We start from the raw sequence: 21,901 nt of genomic DNA, 5'->3' as shown, positions 1-21,901 counted from the left end.
TTGCTATTTATCCTGTTTTGGTGCTTTTTAGAGCAATAAAACGACAAAAGCGATCACAAACAACAATCGGCGCTGATTATCATCCGAAAATATCTTATTCTATACAGTGCCTCGCAAAGCGTGTTTCACCCGATCAAAGAGACTCTCGCAATGGACCCATTACCACTCAGACTCGGTTTGACCATGTGGTCACACAACCACTGGCAAGAAGGCTTTTATGGCCGAGGAACCAAACCGGGCGAAAGGCTGGAAAAGTATGCTCAGGTTTTTCACACCGTAGAGGGCAACACCACTTTCTATGCCACTCCAAATACGTCGACGGTAAAAAATTGGCGCGCCGCTACTCATGAAAATTTTAAATTCACGTTCAAACTACCAAAAGCGATCACTCACCAACAAATGTTGCGCGGAAGTGCTGCATCGCTAAGTGAATTTATGCAAATCATGAGCCCCTTACATGATCGTGTAGGGCAATGGACGATCCAATTACCCGCGGCTTTCGGCCCCGACCATTTTGATGATTTAAAGAAGTTCTGTCGGCGTTTCCCGCCCGGGTTCTCAATGGGTATTGAAGTCAGGCATCCTGCTTTTTTTGCTAAAGGAGAAGCCGAGCGCCAACTGAACCAATGGTTAGTGAAAGAGGGTTATGATCGCATCATCATGGACAGCCGCCCAGTGTTCGCGGCCAAGCCCGATACTGACGCTATTATCGATGCCCAAAATAAAAAACCAAAAGTGCCAGTTCATGCGATTGCCACTGGCTCGCACCCAATGGTCCGCTATATTGGGCACCCCAATGAGGCAGAGAATGATGCCTTTCTTATTCCATGGCTAACCAAACTGCCTGAATGGATTAAGCAAGGGAAACAGCCTTATCTCATGATCCATACCGCAGACAACCTGATTGCCCCAAACCTTGCCAGCAATGTCTATAAAATGCTTCAAAAGCACACCCCATTGCCGGACTTAAACACGTTTCCTGCCAGTGATGGTCACTCACAGCTGGCCATGTTCTAACTTGAATGCTGACAAAACATGACACAGGCGCAAATTTCTCATAAAATATGCGCCTTTTTACGACCAGTGTAGTTTGAGTCAGAGAGACGGTTATGAACCCTAAAAGCAACCCAGATACGATTTTTTCGGCGCCAATCGACAAGATCGGTGATTTCACGTTTGATGAACGTGTCGCAGAAGTCTTCCCTGATATGATTCAACGTTCAGTGCCCGGTTATAGTAATATTATCTCCGCCATTGGCATGTTGGCAGAGCGCTTCGTCAAGCCCCATTCTAATATCTATGATTTAGGTTGCTCGTTAGGCGCTGCCACCTTATCGATGCGTCGCCATATTGAACAGGAAGGCTGCCAAATTATCGCTGTCGACAATTCCTCTGCCATGGTCGAACGCTGCAAGCTGCACGTCAACGCATACCGCAGCGATACCCCCGTTAATGTGGTTGAAGCCGATATTCGCGATATTGAAATCGACAACGCATCGGTCGTAGTGCTTAATTTCACGTTGCAGTTCCTCTCCCCTGCGGATCGAGACACATTGTTAGAGAAAATCTATGCGGGCCTACGCCCTGGCGGCATTCTCATTTTGTCCGAGAAATATGTTTTCGACGATCAAGTCTCAAATGATTTATTGATCGATCTGCACCATGAATTCAAACGCGCCAACGGTTACAGTGAGCTAGAAATCAGTCAAAAGCGCAGCGCGATTGAGAATGTGATGCGTCCAGATTCCAAGAAAGAACATCAACAACGGTTTGCCAAAATTGGTTTTAGTAGCTTTGATGTTTGGTTCCAGTGTTTTAACTTTGGCTCGATGTTCGCCATCAAATAAGTACCGTGTAAAGACAACAACTTCCTATTTTTGATTAAGTGATTAATTACCCATGTTTAATTTTGCTAATTTTTATCAGCTCATTGCTCAGGACTCTCGTCTACAACCTTGGCTCAACACGCTTCCTCAGCAACTGACTGACTGGCAAAATGCAGAACACGGTGATTTTGGCCGTTGGATGAAAGCGCTCAATAAGATCCCCCAAGGCACGCCAGACACGATCAATCTAAAAGATTCAGTGTCCCTTTCCAATCACCAAAGCCTGCCTGCTGGTGAGCTCAAAAAATTAGACAACCTGCTGAGAACCTTCCACCCTTGGCGTAAAGGCCCGTTCCATGTTCACGATATTCATATTGACACCGAATGGCGAAGTGATTGGAAGTGGGACAGGGTTTTGCCTCACATTACGCCACTCAAACATCGCAATGTCCTCGATGTCGGGTGCGGCAATGGCTACCACATGTGGCGTATGTTAGGAGAAGGGGCTCGTTTGTGCGTTGGAATTGACCCTTCACACTTGTTTCTTATTCAGTTTGAAGCGATTCGCAAGCTCATGGGCGATGATCAACGAGCGCATTTATTACCACTTGGTATCGAACAACTGCCAAAACTAGACGCGTTTGATACTGTCTTCAGTATGGGGGTGCTCTACCATCGCCGCTCCCCGCTCGATCATCTGATTCAGCTCAAGGACCAATTGGTCGCAGGCGGAGAACTCGTCCTCGAAACCTTAGTGATTGAAGGGGATGAAACCTCAGTACTCGTTCCCGTCGATCGTTATGCCCAAATGCGCAACGTGTATTTCTTCCCATCAGCAAAAGCGCTCAAAGTCTGGCTAGAACAAGTTGGCTTTGAGGACGTTCGTATCGTTAGTGAAAACACCACTACCCTTGGCGAACAGAGAACCACTGAGTGGATGACGCACAATTCGTTGCCAGATTACCTCGACCCGCAAGACCCTTCAAGAACGCTTGAAGGACATCCCGCTCCTCGCCGAGCAGTGCTTATTGCACGAAAACCTAATTCTTGACAAACATCTAACGCGTTTTCTCCGTTAGTCATTTATTATCAAGTCGAAAAAAATCTAGAATTTCGATGGTGTTGTGCATCCTATTTTTGCAGTACATCACTAATCGTTGCCCAATCCTCTCCATCAACGCGCTTTAGTCTTGTAGGTCGATTGGGCAATGATCTAAACTTCTAATTTCTAAGCAACTTAGTCTAACTCAGGATTTTCAATGTTTACCAGATTGACTCCGGTCATTGCAATTGCTCTACTTTCCGGTTGTACACTCACCACCAGTGAGCGTTACCATCAGGATACGCTTGAAGCGATCAACGCATCAGAAACAAATCTCACCACACAAATACATCGTCTTGAGCAACAGACAACCGATCGCGATAAGCACATTGATTCTTTGCAGAACCAAATCAATTCTTTAAATAAGTCGCTGAACAATTTCCAAGCCGAGGCGATGGCTGCTATCAATAGAATGCAGCCGCCCAGAGTCGAATCTATGCCAACACCCTCTCAACCTTCCCCCTCTCATGGAGTGATGCTGGGTGAAATAGAAAAAGTCACGATAGATTCTATAAAACAGACATTTGATGCGCGTATTGATACGGGCGCCACGACTTCATCGCTTAACGCGGTCGATATAGAAGAATTTGAGCGCAATGGCAAAAATTGGGTACGTTTCCATTTGTCAGACGGCGCGACACCGCTTGATGATACCAATTGGATCGAATCTCCCATCCTTCGTTTTGTTAAAATTCGTCAGTCCACTAATGAACAAATGGAACGGCGTGCTGTCATTGAATTGTGGGTAAGGTTGGGAGATATTCACGAAAAAGCGCAGTTTACTTTGGCAGATCGCTCGCTTATGTCCCATCCTGTGTTGCTGGGTCGTGAGTTTATCCGAGACATAGCCATCGTTGATGTCAGTAAAAAATACATCCAAAACGAAACCGAACAAAAACAATAAGGTAGATTATGACGTCTAAAGTCCCATTCTATATATCAGTGGTTGTACTGATCATTGCTGGTCTTGCTTTGAGTCTGTTCCGTCACCAAACCTATGGTGTGCCATGGACTCCGGGAGAAACTCGGCAGGTGTGGGACATTGAAGCCCGGGTTGAGTTTAATGCTCAGGATAAACCCGTCAAAGCATCGCTAGCGGCACCTCATACGCAAAACGGTTTTACCTTGATTAGCGAGTCTTCGTCTTCCCCTGGCTATGGCGTCTCTTATATAAAAACAGATACTGGTCGCCGGGCTGAATGGTCAATCCGACACGCGACTGGCGCTCAGACCATTTACTACAAAGCGCAATTTTTGGTTGACCCGCAGGCTAAAGTCGACCCAATGCCCCCCAGTGAAGAGATTACCCCGCCGACTTTTGATGGCCCAGCAGAGGCCGCGGTCATTGCTCTGATTGAAAAAGCAAGCCAGCGTTCGGCTGATGACGTGACTTTCGCCCGAGAGCTCATTAAAACTCTCAATGATACCGACAGCCAAAACGCCTCCTTACTCCTGAATACAATGTCCAAAGTCGACGCCGTTGATAAGATTCTCGCCTATGCGAAAATAGCGAGTAAAGTCGTGGGGGTCATTGAACTGAAAGATGGGCGTCGTCGCCAGACGGTTCAACCCATGAATCAGGTTTGGGACGGCGATGAATGGGTGCTGTTTAATCCACAAAGCCAGAATCAAGTCATTGCTGACAATATTTTGGTATGGGATGAATCCAATGTCTCGCTCCTCGATTTAGTTGGAGGGCAAAATAGTCAGGTTCATTTTTCGATGATTGCGCAGGAAGTCTCGCCCAAGCAAGCCACCTTGGATAAAGTCGAAGCCGATGGCCTGCTGAACTTCTCCATTCATAGTTTGCCGCTTGAAGAGCAAGCCATGTTTAAGACCATTATGTTGATTCCGATCGGCGCTTTACTGGTCGTGTTCCTTCGGGTCATTGTTGGCCTGAAAACCTCCGGCACCTTTATGCCGATCCTGATCGCGGTTGCCTTTGTACAAACACAGCTCATTACTGGGATTGTTGGTTTCTTGCTGATCGTCGGCACAGGATTGGTGATTCGAAGTTACCTTTCAAGGCTAAATTTACTCCTAGTTGCTAGGATATCAGCGGTCATCATTACCGTCATTATGATCATATCGTTATTCACCGTGGTCGCCTTCAAGATTGGCTTAACGGAAGGGTTATCTATTACGTTCTTCCCGATGATCATTTTGTCATGGACCATTGAACGCATGTCTATTTTGTGGGAAGAAGAAGGGGCAAAAGAGGTCATATTGCAAGGGGGCGGATCACTCGCAACCGCCGTACTGGTCTACCTCACCATGACCAATGCCTATATACAACATCTGACGTTCAACTTTATTGGCCTTCAGCTAATCGTCTTGGCCGCTATTTTGCTGCTTGGTACCTATACAGGTTATCGCCTGACCGAGCTGCGCCGCTTTAAGCCACTCGCGGAGGATTAACCATGCTGACACGTTTCGCTGCGCAATTTACGTCACCCAGTAAGCTTCGTCACAAGGGCATTATGGGCATGAACCAACGCAACCATAGTTTTATTGGTCGCTACAATGATCGCTCTAAATACCCCTTGGTTGACGACAAACTTAAAACCAAAATCATCGCTCAAGCGGCAGGTGCAACGGTCCCAAAACTGGTTGGGGTCATACGAAGTCAGGCGGAAGTCAAAACCATCCATAATATGGTCAAAGACTGGCCAGGTTTTGTGATTAAACCCGCACAGGGAAGTGGCGGAAAAGGTATATTGGTGATCACTTCTCACAAAGACGGTCTCTATACCAAGCCTTCTGGTTCAACCATTCATCAACAAGATGTAGAACGGCATATCAGTAATGCGTTGGCTGGCCTTTTTTCGTTGGGTGGTAAGAATGATGTCGCTGTGGTTGAAAATCTCATTAAATTTGATGAATGTTTTGAGGGGTTCAGTTACGAAGGTGTGCCAGATGTCCGTATTATTGTTTTCAAAGGTTACCCTGTAATGGCAATGATGCGCTGCTCGACCGCCGCCTCAGATGGGAAAGCTAACTTGCATCAGGGTGCGGTTGGGGTTGGGATTGACATTGCCAGCGGACAAGCCATCCGTGCTGTTCAGTTTGATCAGCCGATCACACACCATCCCGATACCAACAAAGACCTCTCTAAGCTTCAGATTCCGCATTGGCAACGCCTATTAGTCCTCGCTTCCAGTGCATGGGAAATGACGGGACTTGGTTACATGGGAACAGATATGGTGCTCGACAAAGACGAAGGTCCTATGGTGCTAGAGTTAAATGCCAGGCCAGGGCTGGCCATACAGATTGCCAATGGCGCCGGACTGCTGCCCAGACTCCATCATATTGAATCTTTGGGCGTGTTAAAAACACCTCCCACCGCAGAGCAACGGGTGGCCTATGCCGCTAAAATGTTTGGTTCAAAAGCTCAGTTTTGAGTCATCAAAAAAGCCCTGCGAGACTCGCAGGGCTTTTTTATCTTAACCGTATCACAACTCTTCTAACACGGCCTCGGCCTCTGTACGATTCTGATCAACCTGACCAAATCCGCGCAATCCCACCACATGAACATGCTCGTGATCTTTGAACACTTTACGAACCAATTTGTAGGTCGTGCCTTTTTCTGGGCTAATGTTTTCAGGCGCCGCGATCAATAACTGCATATCGAGGCGATCGCAGAGTTCAAACAAGGTCGAAATTGATTTGGTGTCCAGACGAGCGGCCTCATCCAAGAACAGCAGGCGACATGGCACGATGTCTTTGCTCCGCAAGCGGCGCGACTCCTCTTCCCAGCTTTGTACCACCATCAACAATATCGACTGACCCGTACCAATCGCTTCTCCAGTCGACAGTGCGCCAGACTCAGCTTGCAACCACCCATCAGACCCTCGACTGACTTCAACGCTTAATTCCAGATAATTGCGGTAGTCGAGCAGTTCTTCTCCCAGCACTTGGGGGCTACGCTGACCCATATCAATATGAGGATTGACTCGCTGGAACAATTTGGCCATGGCTTCCGAGAAAGTAAAGCGTGAAGACTCAAACAAATCTTTGTGCTGATCCTGTTGACTCGCCAGCCCCTTGAGTAGCATTTCATGACTCTCGCGGATCTTCACATTGAGGCGAACCCCTTTGACTTGACCAAACGCAATATTCGACAGGCCTTGATTCAACATGCGAATACGATTTTGCTCACGCTGTATGGTTTTGTTGATGATGCTCGCAACCGATTCTGAACTGATCGCCAGACGATTCTCTCGTTGAGTTAGCTCTTCTGTCAGCCTAGCCAGTTCCACTTCCATTTCTTCGATTGCTTCGACTGGGTCATCGGTGCGAATAATATCCTGACGAATACGTTCGCGAAGGTGTTGATAAACCGCAATGTAAAAGAGAACTTTACGCTCAGGGTACGCATTGTCTTCAGACAGACGCAGTGCATCACGAAGATCATCGTTATCCGAGACAGCAAGGCGGAGTGCGCCCAATGATTTATCCGACATTGATCTGAGTTCATCACCAGACAAATAAGCGAGCTCACGTTTATGAAGGCGACGCTCTACGTCGTTGTCTCGAGCCAAGCGCAGTACCGAGCACCACCCTGCTTTTGCTGCAACGACAAACGTGCGCAGCTCAATGTACGCTTTCTGCACTTTCTTCAATCGTTTAGCCAGACCTTTCATTTCCAGCTCTGTCGACGTAATAGTGCGTTCGTAGTCGCTCTTTCTGGTCCGTGACGTTTGCAAGCGTTGTTGCAATTCATCACGACGACGCATGGCTCTCTCTTGAGCCCCTTCATCGGGGTTCACACCAAACTCTTGCAGTTCTTGTTTAAATTCCTGAACGGTTTCGAGCTTCGCCTGATGCGAACTCTTTAATGAAGCCAGTAACTGATTGTACTGATTCATTTGTCCCTGTGACTGCTTTAACTCATCACGTGAACGGGCTCTCTGCCGCTCGGCCTCGACCAATTTTATCTTCAGTTGTTCACTCAATTCACTGCTTTGATTGAGCAAGTCGACAGAATCGGAGTAAGCGAAATAATGGCGACGCTCCGCCACATCAGACAAAACAAAAATATGTTTCTTCAGCGTCTGGAGCTGCAAATCTGCGGTTATGTAATTGGCCTCTAGTGCCTCAAAATGTTCGGGGTCCGCATCAAGTGCAGAAGCCACTTTTTCCAGCGCTTCCACCGCTTTTCCATGTTGAGCGAGGAAATTTTTCGATTCGCCAAGCTCAGCCAGTTTACTTTCTAACTCGTCAAAACGCATGCCCAGCGCGTCATCTTCAACCAACGCCATGATCGGTGCTAATTTAGCTAATGCAGATAACGCTTGCTTACTGTTTTTCAGCTGAGCGCGTTGCTGGTGTCCTTGCCCTTCCAAATCAGACAGTGTTCTTGATACCTGAGTGTGTTTATCACGCACTAAAGCAAGCGATTGTTCAGGATCAGCAGCAAATGCAACCTGAATATGTCGGGCCACAAAGTCATTCATTAACTGGTAAAGACGTTGCAGTTTTTGTGCATCAAACGCGGTTTTTGCATATTGCTCAACCACATCTTCACGCTCACTCCGCAGTAATTCTAAACGCTGCTCACGCGCCGCACGTCCAAATAAGGGGATTTCAGGGAAACGAGAATAACGTATTTGACGGTCGTTCATCCGAACACACACAGCACCACCGAGCTCTTCTGCATCAAACGAGCTGTCATCAAAGGCATCAATATCACCTTCGATCAGATACAAATCTTCGGGGCAATCATCCAGTTCAACCAGCTTCTGTTCAATATCAGACAGGTCAGACACCACGATCGCATGTCGCGCAGGTCCATACATGGCGCTGAAATACGGTGCATCATCTAGGGTGATATCGTCATAAATTTCTGACAGAAGCACCCCTCCCAAGGTATCTGCCAGACCTTTCAGGCGCGGGTCGTTCGAGCCACCAGGAGAGGCGAGGCGCTCAATGTCGCTTTCCAGCTGACTGCGTCGCTCGGCGAGTTTGTCTTTTGCCCTCGAGTGCTGCTTTTCCTGTTCTAAGACCGACTGCATATGAGTCATCACAGCATGGCTGTCATTTAGGGTTGCCCCACTTTGCGCTTTCAATGATTCCAGCGCATCGTTTGCAGCAATCCAAGTCGGAGCGATCGCTTCCAACTGAGTGATTTCAGATAAGCAGTCTTGCTCAGCGCGACGCAATTCACTGCGTTGTTCGCGCAACGTCTCCTGCGCCACTTCCAGAGTGTCAATCTGCTCTGTATGACGCTCACGCTCTTGTTCAAAGACCAGTTCGTCACTAAGCTCGACGTAATACTGAGCACGATACCCTTCCACCAATTCACGGGCTTGGTTTTGCTGCTGTATACGTCGCTCAATGTCTCTGTGCTGCGCTTGCCATTGCTGCTCATTGTGAGCAATTTGCTGCGCTTGTTGTGCTTGCCTGATCGATTTTCTAGCGACGTCTGACGCCTCATGCCGTTCAATCGATGCCCCCGCAATCGTCCGCACTAACTGCAACGCAGCATCGAACTGTTGTGATGCCGCCGATGACATATCCAGTTTATGTTTAACCGAAAGCAATTCTGCTGTGCATTGAGACTCTTGTTGTTTAAGCTCACCAATTCGTGCCTGTGCACCTTGCGCGGTCAAGGAATCGTCATCCAACAGCTGTCTGGCTTTCTCTAATGCGTCTACGGCTTGCTGATATTGCAGCGCTCGCGTTTGCTGCACATCCAATGCCTGCTGATAATCGGCCAATTGTGTTTTGAGGCTATCCACTTCTTCCTCGGCGACCAGCGACTGTTCTTCCATCAACAGGACACGCTCTTGCGCTTCTTCGACCACCATCAATTGCTCTTCAAGACGCTCACTGAGTTCCTCAAGATCTTCTTGATAACGTTCTATTTTTTCTTGTTGGCGAAGGGCATTTTGTACCAACTGTAAATGATCGGATGCGGCTTGATGATCTTGTTCTAGAGCCGATTCGGATTCAACCAAACATTCCAGTTCTTCTTGGACTCGATTCAACTGTTTATTCTGCTCTATCAAGATATGGCGAGATCCAAACAATTCATTGCGTAACGCCAGTGTTTGTTCGAGTTTACTGCGCCGTTCATTCGCGTGGCGCATATAATCCGCCGCAACGTAATGAGTGGACTCAGTGATAAGATGTTTGAACAAGTCTCGATCTGCCTGAGTCGTTTTAATCGCTTCCAACGTCATGCGATTCTCTCGCAAAGCGGATTCCATATCCTGAAACGCTTTCTTTACTCCACCGTTTTGCGGCAAGAGGTAATCACGCAGGGAGCGGGTAATCGCGCTAGAGATACCGCCGTACAGTGAAGCTTCAATCAAACGATAGAACTTAGATCGGTCACCTGAATTTCTGAGCTTCTTAGGGATGACGCCAAACTCAAACATCTGTGCGTGATAATCGACGATCGACGTAAACGTTTTTACTTGAACACCTTCATACTCAGCAACAGAGTCTTTGACTTCATTAATTTGACGCACGCGTGCCTGAGTGGCAGAAACACTTTCAATCAGAATATCGGTCGGCTTAACGTGACTTGGCAAACCCTGAATAACAAAAGGTTTAATATCGACTTTTTTGTCACGGCCAGCCACCTGCTGTAGCTTTACCGCAAACAGCAGGCGCTGATTACGTGAATTCACCACATCCAATGCGGCATAACAAGCCCCAGCTTGAAGCTTACCGTATAAGCCTTTATCACGGGATGATTGGCTGCTTCCTGCTTCTGTGGTGTTACGGAAATGAAGCAAGGTTTGATCCGGGATCAGGGCTGTGATAAACGCCGCCATGGTCGTCGACTTACCTGCTCCGTTTCCGCCAGAGAGCGTGGTTACCAAACCATCAATATCAAATGTTCGGGCAAAAAAACCGTTCCAGTTGACCATGGTCAGTGATTGATATTTACCTCTTTCAATCATGCTTCACCTTCTTCTATTTGTTCTGACTGAGACAGGTCATCTCCCACCTCAGAGTCGGGTAGCAGGCTCCCCTGACTTGGTTCTTTAGTGTGAACCACGGCTTCACCATCACGGATAAGACGCAGTTGTGCGTCGCGCATGTCATCACCGATCCGTACGTCAGCCCCAAAGCGAAAAACCGCTTCACTGATGCTGAACTTACCTGTCTCCCCGATATTGATGATAATGCCAATTCGGCGCAGGCGACGCAGAGAAGTCCGCACTTTTTCAAACAGCTTTTCTTTGTCTAAATCGGAGCCCGTGGCTCGATTAGTCACCAACTTCATCAATTTCTTTTCATCAGTCAGAGCGACTAATTCTTCGTACAGATCTTGATTGGTGAAAATACCTTCATGTGCCAAACGCTCAGGACTGAGGTAAAGAAAACACAGTACTTTCCCGACCAGCATATCTAACTCTGACAACACACTTCGGCTGATAAGAGACGTCGAGCGAGGACGAAGATAGAAAAAGCCCTCAGGCGCTTTCACTAACTCCGTATTATAGCGTTGATAAAATCCACTAAGCTCCAGTTCAAAATCGGACAACAGCGCGTGGTTATCCAAATCGTCGCTTGAAACATGGCGCCCTGCCCTTAGCTGGCTGTCCAACGCGGGAAATAGTGGGTTTGAGATTGCTTTTGCCAGATTCTCTGACAAGTATTCATTAGTATCTATCGATGACATTTGCCTGTACCTTTGCCCCGTATTCGTTGATCGCTTGCCAGTCAGGTTGAATCGCTTGATAGTCAGATTCTGAGTAACCAAGGCGTACCGCCTGATCAATGACAATACGGGCTAAATCGAAATGATGAGTATGAGGATGTTGCGCCAGATAATCGCGCAACACCGCCCCTAAATGAATGGGTGTTCCCTGCTCTTTATGCACTTTGAGCATCTCTCCAATCTTGTCCGACAACTCATCATTCACTTTTTGGAATTCTTCATATTCTACTTCTCGGGGAACCTGGCCCGTCACTTCTGCGTTACGTAAAACCAATGCCTCATCACGCAGGTCCACTAACCTTTCCGCATCGGCAAACGTCAGGTACCAAGGCATCTCGAAGTAGTCTTTGACCGATTGTCGTAAACGAGTACTAAACGCTCGGTTCTTGTCCATATCAATCGCTGTGCGGATAAACTTATGGACATGACGATCGTATCCAATCCAAAGGTCAATGGCTTGTTGCCCCCAACTGGTAATCCGGTCAAGCTTCATCTGCAAGACAAATATGGCTTCCTCAATGAACTCAAGTTGTGCGTTGCCGTAAACAATTTCCTGAATATCCAGAATTTGGGTTTGCAGTTCATCGCTGGCCGCCTGAAGCGTATCTTGCAGCTCTTTTAACGTACTTGACGTCTCCGATAACAAGGCTTCACAGTTATTGATCGCCTCACGCCAATCGTTGTTGAGCAGTTGTGCAATTTTCAGCTTAACTGACTGCTGCTGCTCGTCCATCACGCGTTGATTGAGGTCAATTTGATCGAAGATTTCACCCACCGAGTACTTGAGTACTCCGTAAACATTCTTCTTCCAATGCCCTGTTGTTCCACCCTGTTGGGCGGATTCCAATGCTTTAGCCATTTCATCCGCTACCATTGACAACTGAATGGACAAGCGCAGCTTAGAAAATTCGCGGTGGCGGACATAATAATCCGTGATACCAATCGCCAATGGCGACAAACGGTAAATACTTGCACCGTCGTTAATTTCACTGGTAAAGCGGCTTATCAATCGCTGCATGACCATTTCATTGATCGCGTTATTTGCACGAAAAGCCGATGCTTCGCCAGTATTGTCAAAAAGTCGAGTGACGATGGTAAACGCGTCATGCAACTCACCTTCACCCAGCTCATCATCAAATCTTTCGTTACTGAGCACTGCAATCGCAATAAGGAATGCCAAGCGCTCTGTCGTTAGATTCAATGAGAAATCGTGCTGCTTGACCCAACCAACCAACTCATCCAGTGGTTGTTCAGCAGCATTGAGAGTTATCTCACTCATCATTGTTCCTGTTGTTCTTTCTTTTTAGCCCATACGTGTATGTATCGACCCAGTGAGAGGTAGGGTTCCTGTCGACACAACTGTTTTTCAAGTGCCACGACATCTTCAATTTGATAATCACCCAAATATTGCCGGTCTCCGATGTAATCACTAAAACAACGAATCCCTGCCTTTCCACCTATTTCAAAGCCTGCCTCTTCAAGCCATTGATAAACCATTTCAGGTTTCAGCCCTTTTTGTGGCTGTAACTTAAATCGTTTACGGTGCGGCATTCCATTAAGGACGTGCGGAATGTTGCCACAGACAACATTCTTATACACTAAGCCATGATGGTTATAGAACATTATTGAGGCGGCTCCACCCGGCTTCACTTTATTCAGCACCACTTCCAGTGCTGATTTGGGATCCACTAACCATTCCATTACCGCGTGAAAAAGAACCACATCAACCTTAGGCTCATAGTGTGCGTTAATGTTCTGTATTGATGAATGAATCAGGCGATATTGCTCAAGCAAGCCATTTTTTTCAATGTCCTGTTCGGCGAGTTTCAACATTTCCAACGATAGATCACATAATATAATCTGGTGTCCGAGTTTAGCCAGTTTTTGCGACATTTGTGCTAGACCCCCGCCCGCATCGAGCACATCCAGTTTTTTTTTGCTACCATTAAGCGCGCAAAGTAATTGTTCTAATTCTTCCCAAACAATGGCTTGGCGTATTTCTCCCTTATCGGAGCCGTAGATGTTTTTTGCAAATTTGTGGGCAATATCGTCGAAATTACGGTCTGTAGTCACAATAGCTTGGGTTATCATGTCGAGTCTTACTGCTATTCTGTCACAACGAAGGCAGATATAAACAGGGATTCTCTTAATTTAAAATCAATTGGTGTTTTTTCGGACTATTTATGTATGTTTGAGCTGAAAAAAGTAGTGTCTTCCTTGTTAATGCCTTTGCCAGCGTTGCTGATCATCGGTTTGATGGGCTTGATGCTGATTATGTTTACAAGAAAGCAAAAGTCTGGCTGCTTCATTGTTCTTTTCTCTTTGGTCGGTATTTTTCTTATTGCCTTTCAACCGGTGTCGTCGCGGCTATTAATGCCTTTGGAGCGTCAATATTCTGCGTTCTTCCCTGTGGATGAACCAATCAACTACGTCATGGTTTTGGGTAGTGGTCATGTCGTGGATGATGAGATCCCTCCGACTTCTGAGCTGAGCCGCACCGGTCTGATGCGGTTATCCGAAGGTATCCGAGTCATGCGTATTTATCCGGGTTCTAAATTAATTTTATCGGGCTACGCGGGTGGGTCTGATGTCAGTAACGCTCGTATGATGGCTAAGGTGGCGCTCGCTTTAGGGGTCTCTAAGTCAGACATTATCTTGTTGGAAACCGCCAAAGACACTTGGGAAGAAGCCCGACAGGCGGCCGCGTTTGTTAAACGTAAAAAACTGGTTGTAGTGACGTCTGCCAGCCATATGAGAAGAGCGTTACACGAATTTCATTCTGCTGGCCTGAAACCCTATCCTGCGCCAACCAATTACCTTGCCCATGATAAGGTAACCCAATTTTGGTCAAAGTATTCTCCTAAAGCAGTATACCTAGAGCAAACCGAGCGTTATTGGCACGAAACACTGGGGTATCTGTGGCAATCTTTACGTGACTGGGCTTCCGGTTACGATGAAACAGCGATCGAACCCTCCGAAAGCAGTCTTTAAAAAGTCGCCACACCGGGCCATGCTCGGTGTGGTTTTTTATATCGTCCCACCCCTGATGCACAACAAAGACTTAGTGATTACTTAAGATCTCACTCTATCCCACCTCACCGTTTTTGTTTGCGCTTCTGGTCCTATCAGTCTAGAATCGGGACCGAAAATGACAGAAATGAATGAACTAGAGACAAACCGCTGATTACGGCGGTTTTTGTGTTTCTGATACTTCCTGCCAATCTCTTCTATATGTTGAATATGTTGTCAGGAAGTCATCAACAGGACAAAACCTTATGGCCACTATAAAAGATGTGGCACGCCTAGCAGGCGTGTCGACGACAACGGTTTCACACGTCATCAATAAGACGCGCTTTGTTGCTGAAGCCACTCAAGAAAAGGTGATGGAAGCGGTCACTGAGCTCAACTACGCCCCCAGTGCCGTAGCCAGAAGCCTAAAATGTAACACGACCCGAACAATAGGAATGCTAGTAACGCAGTCCACCAACTTGTTCTTTTCGGAAGTGATTGATGGTGTTGAGAGCTACTGCTATCGTCAAGGCTACACCTTGATTCTCTGTAACACTGGCGGTATTTACGAAAAACAGCGTGACTACATTCGTATGCTGGCGGAGAAGCGAGTCGACGGCATCCTCGTGATGTGTTCAGATTTAACTGAAGAATTGAGCGAAATGCTCGACCGTCACAAGGATATCCCGAAAGTGGTCATGGACTGGGGGCCAGAAAGCTCACAAGCCGATAAGATCATCGACAACTCTGAAGAAGGGGGGTATCTGGCGACGCAACATTTGATCGAAAACGGGCATCAGCACATTGCCTGTTTGAGTGGTCATTTCGAAAAAGCCGCGTGTCAAGAACGTATTCAGGGCTTCCGACGTGCGATGGCAGAAGCAGAGCTCACCGTCAACGAAGACTGGATTCTCGAAGGTAACTTCGAATGTGATACCGCGGTCCTCGCTGCGGACAAAATCGTCGCCATGGACAAAAAGCCCACCGCGGTATTTTGTTTTAATGACACGATGGCGCTCGGTTTAATCAGTCGCTTGCAACAGCAGGGGCTCAAAGTGCCACACGACATCTCCGTTATCGGCTACGACAATATTGAGCTGGCCGAGTACTTTTCTCCCCCTCTGACCACCGTCCATCAACCTAAACGGCGAGTAGGAAAGAACGCGTTTGAAATTTTGCTCGAACGCATCAAAGATAAAGAACACGATAAGCGTGTATTCGAGATGCATCCTGAAGTCGTCGTACGTGATACGGTTTGCAAAATGGGTGCTTAACATTGTTGAAAGTCTGGCAAATAACGTGATTTATTAGTCAGACTTATCATTTAAGTGCAATTTCTCTGAACTAATATCACGTTTTGTCAATCAAGATGTGATGCCTACCTCAAATTTTATTTACCCTTTATGTGTTCGATCAATGCCACGAACAGGGCAAACCATTTGAAAGGATGGGACGCAAAGCTTCCGGCCTTAATCAGGAAACTGAAAGGTAGCGGGGTTGCCGATGGGCAAAAATGCAAACGTTTTACATCGTTTGAAGAATGCCTCTAACTCTCTGTTTTTATAGCAGTAGAGTAAGTAGTCAAATTTTAAACGTACAAAACACTTTATTGACACAGTCTCTGCATTATTTTGCTAGTCTCTCGGACCTATAGTTGGTGGCGTATAAATATATACACCGAGATAACACAGCATGGATAAACCAATACTTAAAGACTCGATGCGACTTTTTGATCCACTTGGTCGTATAAAATCCCGTTCGATGTTCGGCGGATTTGGCATTTTCTCAGACGATACGATGTTCGCTTTGGTCGTCAACGATAAGCTCCATATCCGAGCAGACAACGCACTGGCTAGTCAATTCAAATCTGAAGGCCTAGAACCTTACATTTATAAAAAAAGGGGTTTCCCGGTCGTTACTAAATATTTTGCTTTAACCGATGACATTGCTTCTTGTCCAGCTCGTGCTTTTGAAATAGCACAAAACGCGTTAGCGATTGCCAAGCAAGAAAAAACGTCTCAGGCACAAAATAAACCTAATCGTCTTAAGGATTTACCCAACCTCCGTCTTGCCACTGAGCGTATGCTCAAAAAAGCAGGTATAGGCAGCGTGGAGCATTTAGAACAAGCCGGTTCTGTTGAAGCCTTTAAAGCCATCAAAGCAACCCACTCATCTGATGTTTCATTAGAACTCTTGTGGGCCCTTGAGGGCGCGCTAAATGGTAAACACTGGTCGGTGGTTTCCACACAACGTCGAGAGGAGTTGGCCAGTAAGCTTGAGAACTAAGCATCAATAACCGTCTCTTTAAAAAGCCAATCCGATGGATTGGCTTTTTTATTTTTTATGAAATTTAACCTTTGCCAAACCGTTCTTATCTGTTAACAATTTTAGGGCTTGAAGAATAATCTATGGGAATCGTTATGAATAAAAAACTTGTTTTTGGGGTCGTTCTGGTGGGACTGATTATCTTCCTTGGCGCTAATTTTGGTCAATATCTAACATTGGAAAATGCCAAAGTACAACAAACCGCGTTATCCGATTTTATCAGCAATAACTTTGCACTCGCCGCCGTGGTTTATTTTTTGGCTTACATCGCTATCACCGCCTTTTCCATTCCCGGCGCCGCTGTCGTCACCTTACTCGGGGCGGCTTTATTTGGTTTTTGGACCAGCTTAGTGTTGGTCTCTTTCGCCAGCACAATAGGTGCGACTCTCGCCTTTCTCAGCAGCCGTTTTCTGTTGCGTGATTGGGTACAAAATAAATTTGGTGACCGCCTCAATGCGATTAACCAAGGCGTGGAGCGCGATGGGGCATTTTATCTGTTTTCGTTACGCCTAATCCCAGTGTTTCCATTTTTCCTAATTAATCTTCTGATGGGGTTAACCCCTCTCTCGGCCGCTCGCTTTTATTTCGTCAGTCAGTTGGGCATGCTGCCTGGGACCGCCGTCTACCTCAATGCAGGGACTCAGCTAGCGCAAATCGACAGCTTGTCGGGTATTGTGTCCCCTACCGTGTTAGCCTCATTCGCACTCCTTGGCCTTTTTCCTGTTATCGCCAAATGGGTAATGAGCAAAGTGAAAGGCGTCCCTCAAACGTGAAACTATACATTGCCGATACACCACCAGAAGCTCACATCATCTGTGAGCTTCTAAAAACAAATCACATTGACTGTGAAGTCAGAGGGGAAGCTCTGTTCGGCCTACAAGGAGAGATCCCTTTCTGCGACAATGCCCAGCCTTATGTATGGCTATTGAACCCAGAGCAACGTGAGCAAGCACAAGCCGTCATCGACACGCACAAAAGCACCCCGGTAGGGGATGACTGGCAATGTCAAAACTGCAATGAGATGAATGAGGTCCAGTTTGCCGCCTGCTGGCAATGTGGGCGATTCAGTACCGAGTCGCCTGCCTAGCTCTGACGTATAATAAAGTCGATGGAATGCTGGTTGAAGACTTCTGGCCGCTCTATATTACAGACGTGTCCGCAGTCTGGGATTTCAAGTAGCGTGCTTTTCTGATGAACAGCAACCATTTCTTTCACGGGGCGGATAAACATGTAATCACGCTCACCCATCAAATATAGCGTGGGGATAGGAAGCTCACGGTCTTTAAAGTAGCGCATAAGAGGGTTGACCTCTGCCGTAAGGGTAAACCAGCGCTTAAATTCCTTCTGACACAACTTCTTCGCTTCTCGAATGAACAAATGCCGTGACTGCTTCTGCGCACGAAGGGGCATAACGATATAAGCAAATAAGCGATATAACCACATGTAAGGGACAATGTGCTTTAATAGGTTGCCTACCCTTACCAAGGCCTGAGAGCGAGTGTTAAACCGTGTTACAGCGCCTCCTAGGACCATTGACTTTACCCGCCCAGATGACATCTCGGCAAGATTACGAACAATAATGGTTCCAAGGGACATACCCACAAAGTGAGCCGAAGAAATTTTGAGGTGATCAAGGACCTTAAGAATATCTGCCGTCACGGCTTTAAAGGTATATCGCTTAGCGATTAACTCTTTGAGTAAGGGACTCGACTTTCCGTGCCCGCGTAAGTCAACGAGCAACAAGTTGAAGTGCTCTCGGTACGCTTTGACTTGTTTAAACCAAATAGACGAACTGCCGCCCGCACCATGCACAAATACCACCCACTCTTTGCTCGTTGGGTGCAAGTACGTTTTGTGAAACAGTAACGATTTACTCATACTTTACTTTCAGGTCAGGACAGTCGGGGTGACAGGATATCATACACCGCTAACATTTAAATTCTGCTTTGATCTTTTTAGTTTATTAAATCCTAAATAGCCAATAAAAAGAGTAAAGAGCCTGCCTGTTTTTTGCCCAACTTATGTTAGAAAGCGCTATGGTATATCTTCAAGTACTCAGTCGCTGACCTCTTCCAGCAAAAGTCTTGTCGCATGGCATAAAGTTGAACACGCTTGATTTCATCAGGTTGCTGCAAGTACAACAGTAAGGAACGTTGTAAGACAAGCAACAAGGACTCGGGGGTGGGTTGCTCAAAAATAAACCCGGTTGCTTGCGCGGGATTGGTATCGTAATCGTTGACACTGTCTTTCAGGCCCCCTACCCCGCGCACAATTGGCAATGTCCCATAAGCCATGCTGTAAATCTGGTTAAGGCCACAGGGTTCAAATTCTGAAGGCATAAGGAAGAAATCCGATCCCGCTTCAACAAGGTGCGCCATTCGATTGTCGTAGGCGTTAACAAACTTGAATCTTTCGCCATGTAACGCCTCGATATCAATAAGCTTAGAGGCAATAACTGGATCCCCGGTTCCAACAATGACTAACTGCACATCATGACGAAGAAAGGCCTCTAAAATAGGCAGAAGATAATGTAGGCCCTTTTGACTCGTTAATCGACACACCATCCCATAGACAGGCAAGGTTTTTTTTGCGAAACCCAGCATCTCTTGCAAAGCGAGCTTACAAGCCTGTTTACCTTGCACCATGCTATTGCGCTCAGCGGAATAGTTCTTTGGCAGGTACTCATCGGTCTCGGGATTCCAAGCCGTATAATCGCAACCATTAAGTATGCCCACCAAATCATTCTGCCGTTGCCTGAAATCTTGCGCCATGCCATGACTGCCCAACTCGGTTTTCAACTCTTGCGCGTACGTTGGGCTTACAGCGTTGATTTTATCCGCACTCATTACCCCTGCTTTTAGCATACTGATGTGGGTAGCGCTGACGGCCGCATCGGGCGCACTGCGTGGGTGCATTTCTGGTAGCACTTTCAACTCGTCGTAGCGAAATACGCCCTTAAATACCGCATTATGAATGGAGAAAATACTCTTGGTCTGGGAGAAGAAACCCGCTTTGCGATAACGATGGTTGATTAAAAAAGGAACCAACCCCGTGTGCCAGTCATTCGCATGCACAATATCTGGCTGGAAGCCCAGTTTCGGCAGCATATCAAGGCACGCTGCACTAAAGAACGCAAAACGTTCCCCGTTATCACTGTACGCCTGATTGTCCTCCGCGTACATTTCCGATCGATCAAAATACTTCTCACAATCAATCGCATAGGCTGTCACGCCGGCGGACTCTAACTGCCGTACTTTATATTCCGTATGCGGCCAGAGATCCAGTTGAGTCGTTAGCAGGACAGGAGCGCAATCAATATTTGGGATTTGACGATAGGCTGGCAACGTTAAGCGAACATCTTGGTCAAGTTCATCAAGTGCCTTAGGTAAAGCATGAGCGACATCCGCAAGCCCCCCACTCTTTATCAGGCCTTCCACTTCCGAGACAACAAATAAAATCGACAAACGCTTAATAGCCAACACGAGCTCCCTTTGGTATGACGACGATACCGTCTTCTGAGACATGGTATGTCTCTTTATCTTTCATCAAATTAATCCCTATTTGAGTTCCGGGCGCAATATCAACGTCTTTGTCAATAATAACTCGGCGCAACACGCAGTTTTCTCCGACCTTTACATCCCCAAGGAGAATCGATTCAATGATATCGCAGGTCGATGCAATATTACTGCGAAAACCCAATACCGACTTCTCAATCCTAGAGCCTCGAACATAGCTGCCATTGCAAACCAAACTATCGATGATCTGGACACGACCGTTATCTGAATCACTAAACGTTGCGGGGGGCAGAGCGGGGTAAAAGGTATGCAATGGCCACTTACGATTGTACAGCGAAAAAGGCGCGTCTTTAGTCAGCAGATCCATATGCGCCTGCCAGTAAGCATCTATCGTCCCCACATCTCGCCAATAGACGTCTTCTTTTTCACCTGAAATCCGGTTGGTACTGAAGTCATAAACAAAGACATCCCCCCGAGGAAACATTTTCGGAATGATATCTTGGCCAAAGTCGTGAGATGAATTCGGATTATCCGCATCTTCCACCAACTCAGCAAATAAGGGTTGCGCCTCAAACACATAATTACCCATTGACACCAAGGCATACTCACTATCATTGGGAATAGGTTTTGGAGCCGCGGGCTTTTCTTCAAAGCCGATCATACGGCCATCACAGTCAACTTCAATCACCCCAAACTGAGACGCTTTTGCTACTGGCATCCGAAGCGCCGATACCGTCAATGATGCTTGTTTTTCCTTGTGAAAATCCAACATCTGCTTAATGTCCATTTTATAGATGTGGTCAGAACCAAAAATACACACTTGGTCAGGTTCCGCCAACTCCATAAAGCGTAAGTTTTGGTAGATCGCATCTGCCGTCCCCTCATACCAACGTTTACCAGTGCGCATTTGGGCAGGAATGGGGTCGATGAACCTGTCGGTTATCCCGCTTATGTTCCAGCCTTTTTTCAAATGGTGAAAAAGGGATTGAGATTTAAACTGGGTCAGTACATAGATGCGCATCAAATCAGCATTGATAAAATTATTGAGAGCAAAATCTATCAGGCGATAACTACCACCGAAAGGAACGGAGGGTTTACTGCGAGATTCTGTCAACGGACGAAGGCGTGATCCCTCTCCTCCGGCAAGTATCATTCCTAGAACACCAGACATTATTTCTTCTCCATAATAATTACTTAATCATTGATATATCTATTATTTGGCAAGCATCTGGCTTCTTTGATAACAACATTGACGTCAACAGTAAGAAACGTGTGAATCAACTGGCCATTGAGTAGGACAAAATCCGTTTTGTTACTTCATGGTTATTCTTATTAAATATGCATCTTGTATACTATAAACTACCGGATTTGGGTAAATTTACAATTCAAAAGATGTCATACCATGAGGGGACGTTAAGTTGCTTTACTGGGCCCCGAAGCAAGTCAC

General features: G+C 46.6%; 18 protein-coding genes and 1 riboswitch. Of the genes, 11 read left to right on the top strand and 7 right to left on the bottom strand.

From position 1 onward, the window contains the following. Window positions 1–150 precede the first annotated feature (150 nt). The 6 genes from HLM86_RS06875 to HLM86_RS06850 all read left to right on the top strand — a co-directional run bounded on the left by HLM86_RS06875 (window position 151) and on the right by HLM86_RS06850 (window position 6,329). A complete protein-coding gene (locus HLM86_RS06875) occupies window positions 151–1,017 on the top strand; it encodes a DUF72 domain-containing protein (protein ID WP_170882456.1) in 867 nt (288 codons plus the stop codon). 92 nt (window positions 1,018–1,109) lie between these two features. Continuing rightward, a complete protein-coding gene (gene cmoA, locus HLM86_RS06870; RefSeq protein ID WP_076587169.1) occupies window positions 1,110–1,847 on the top strand; it encodes a carboxy-S-adenosyl-L-methionine synthase CmoA in 738 nt (245 codons plus the stop codon). A gap of 52 nt (window positions 1,848–1,899) precedes the next feature. Then, window positions 1,900–2,877, top strand: a complete 978-nt coding sequence (gene cmoB, locus HLM86_RS06865) for a tRNA 5-methoxyuridine(34)/uridine 5-oxyacetic acid(34) synthase CmoB (RefSeq protein WP_076587171.1) — start codon at window positions 1,900–1,902, stop codon at window positions 2,875–2,877. A gap of 208 nt (window positions 2,878–3,085) precedes the next feature. Beyond that, entirely contained in the window at window positions 3,086–3,832 is a 747-nt protein-coding gene (locus tag HLM86_RS06860; RefSeq protein WP_076587174.1) for an ATP-dependent zinc protease family protein, read from the top strand. A gap of 8 nt (window positions 3,833–3,840) precedes the next feature. After that, window positions 3,841–5,346, top strand: a complete 1,506-nt coding sequence (locus HLM86_RS06855) for an inactive transglutaminase family protein (protein ID WP_076587176.1) — start codon at window positions 3,841–3,843, stop codon at window positions 5,344–5,346. 2 nt (window positions 5,347–5,348) lie between these two features. Beyond that, entirely contained in the window at window positions 5,349–6,329 is a 981-nt protein-coding gene (locus HLM86_RS06850) for an alpha-L-glutamate ligase-like protein (RefSeq protein WP_076587179.1), read from the top strand. Between the two features lie 51 nt (window positions 6,330–6,380). On the opposite strand, the gene mukB is transcribed toward HLM86_RS06850, so the two are convergent. The 4 genes from mukB to cmoM are packed head-to-tail and all read right to left on the bottom strand — an operon-like array spanning window position 6,381 to window position 13,696. Continuing rightward, a complete protein-coding gene (gene mukB, locus HLM86_RS06845; protein WP_170882455.1) occupies window positions 6,381–10,841 on the bottom strand; it encodes a chromosome partition protein MukB in 4,461 nt (1,486 codons plus the stop codon). Continuing rightward, window positions 10,838–11,566, bottom strand: a complete 729-nt coding sequence (gene mukE / locus HLM86_RS06840) for a chromosome partition protein MukE (protein WP_076587183.1) — start codon at window positions 11,564–11,566, stop codon at window positions 10,838–10,840. The genes mukB and mukE overlap by 4 nt, the downstream gene beginning before the upstream one ends. After that, window positions 11,547–12,884 carry a chromosome partition protein MukF gene (gene mukF / locus HLM86_RS06835; protein WP_076587185.1) on the bottom strand — a complete coding sequence of 446 codons (1,338 nt, stop codon included), beginning with the start codon at window positions 12,882–12,884 and terminating at the stop codon, window positions 11,547–11,549. Before mukF ends, mukE begins: the two co-directional genes overlap by 20 nt. Next, window positions 12,884–13,696 carry a tRNA uridine 5-oxyacetic acid(34) methyltransferase CmoM gene (gene cmoM, locus HLM86_RS06830; RefSeq protein ID WP_170882454.1) on the bottom strand — a complete coding sequence of 271 codons (813 nt, stop codon included), beginning with the start codon at window positions 13,694–13,696 and terminating at the stop codon, window positions 12,884–12,886. The genes mukF and cmoM overlap by 1 nt, the downstream gene beginning before the upstream one ends. Before the next feature lie 96 nt (window positions 13,697–13,792). Here cmoM and elyC point away from each other — a divergent pair, with 96 nt between their 5' ends. The 5 genes from elyC to HLM86_RS06805 all read left to right on the top strand — a co-directional run bounded on the left by elyC (window position 13,793) and on the right by HLM86_RS06805 (window position 18,026). Beyond that, the gene (gene elyC / locus HLM86_RS06825; protein ID WP_170882453.1) at window positions 13,793–14,596 is read left to right on the top strand and encodes an envelope biogenesis factor ElyC; all 804 of its coding nucleotides are present in this window, start codon (window positions 13,793–13,795) and stop codon (window positions 14,594–14,596) included. Between the two features lie 284 nt (window positions 14,597–14,880). After that, window positions 14,881–15,888 carry an HTH-type transcriptional repressor PurR gene (gene purR / locus HLM86_RS06820; protein WP_076587189.1) on the top strand — a complete coding sequence of 336 codons (1,008 nt, stop codon included), beginning with the start codon at window positions 14,881–14,883 and terminating at the stop codon, window positions 15,886–15,888. 145 nt (window positions 15,889–16,033) lie between these two features. Next, window positions 16,034–16,119: riboswitch (cyclic di-GMP riboswitch) on the top strand. Window positions 16,120–16,306: 187 nt separating this feature from the next. After that, window positions 16,307–16,900, top strand: coding sequence for a TfoX/Sxy family DNA transformation protein (locus HLM86_RS06815; protein WP_076587191.1), 594 nt, complete (start codon window positions 16,307–16,309; stop codon window positions 16,898–16,900). A gap of 134 nt (window positions 16,901–17,034) precedes the next feature. Continuing rightward, entirely contained in the window at window positions 17,035–17,712 is a 678-nt protein-coding gene (locus tag HLM86_RS06810) for a TVP38/TMEM64 family protein (RefSeq protein ID WP_076587578.1), read from the top strand. Further along, window positions 17,709–18,026 (top strand): putative signal transducing protein, encoded by a 318-nt coding sequence (locus HLM86_RS06805; RefSeq protein WP_076587193.1) that lies wholly within the window; start codon window positions 17,709–17,711, stop codon window positions 18,024–18,026. Before HLM86_RS06810 ends, HLM86_RS06805 begins: the two co-directional genes overlap by 4 nt. On the opposite strand, the gene HLM86_RS06800 is transcribed toward HLM86_RS06805, so the two are convergent. The 3 genes from HLM86_RS06800 to glgC form a co-directional block, all read right to left on the bottom strand. Beyond that, on the bottom strand, window positions 18,023–18,817 hold the full coding sequence (locus tag HLM86_RS06800) for an alpha/beta fold hydrolase (protein ID WP_076587195.1): 795 nt from the start codon (window positions 18,815–18,817) through the stop codon (window positions 18,023–18,025). The two genes, HLM86_RS06805 and HLM86_RS06800, sit on opposite strands and share 4 nt — an antisense overlap. A 146-nt stretch (window positions 18,818–18,963) precedes the next feature. Next, window positions 18,964–20,418, bottom strand: coding sequence for a glycogen synthase GlgA (gene glgA, locus HLM86_RS06795; RefSeq protein ID WP_170882478.1), 1,455 nt, complete (start codon window positions 20,416–20,418; stop codon window positions 18,964–18,966). After that, window positions 20,408–21,625: a glucose-1-phosphate adenylyltransferase gene (gene glgC, locus HLM86_RS06790; protein WP_170882452.1), complete on the bottom strand. Its 1,218-nt coding sequence runs from the start codon at window positions 21,623–21,625 to the stop codon at window positions 20,408–20,410. Before glgC ends, glgA begins: the two co-directional genes overlap by 11 nt. Window positions 21,626–21,901: the final 276 nt, after the last annotated feature.

It is taken from the genome of Vibrio ostreicida (assembly GCF_013074385.2).
Classification (GTDB): Bacteria; Pseudomonadota; Gammaproteobacteria; order Enterobacterales; family Vibrionaceae; genus Vibrio; species Vibrio ostreicida.
The sequence above is the reverse complement of the archived record's forward strand: the minus strand, read 5'-3'. Positions and strand labels throughout refer to the sequence as shown.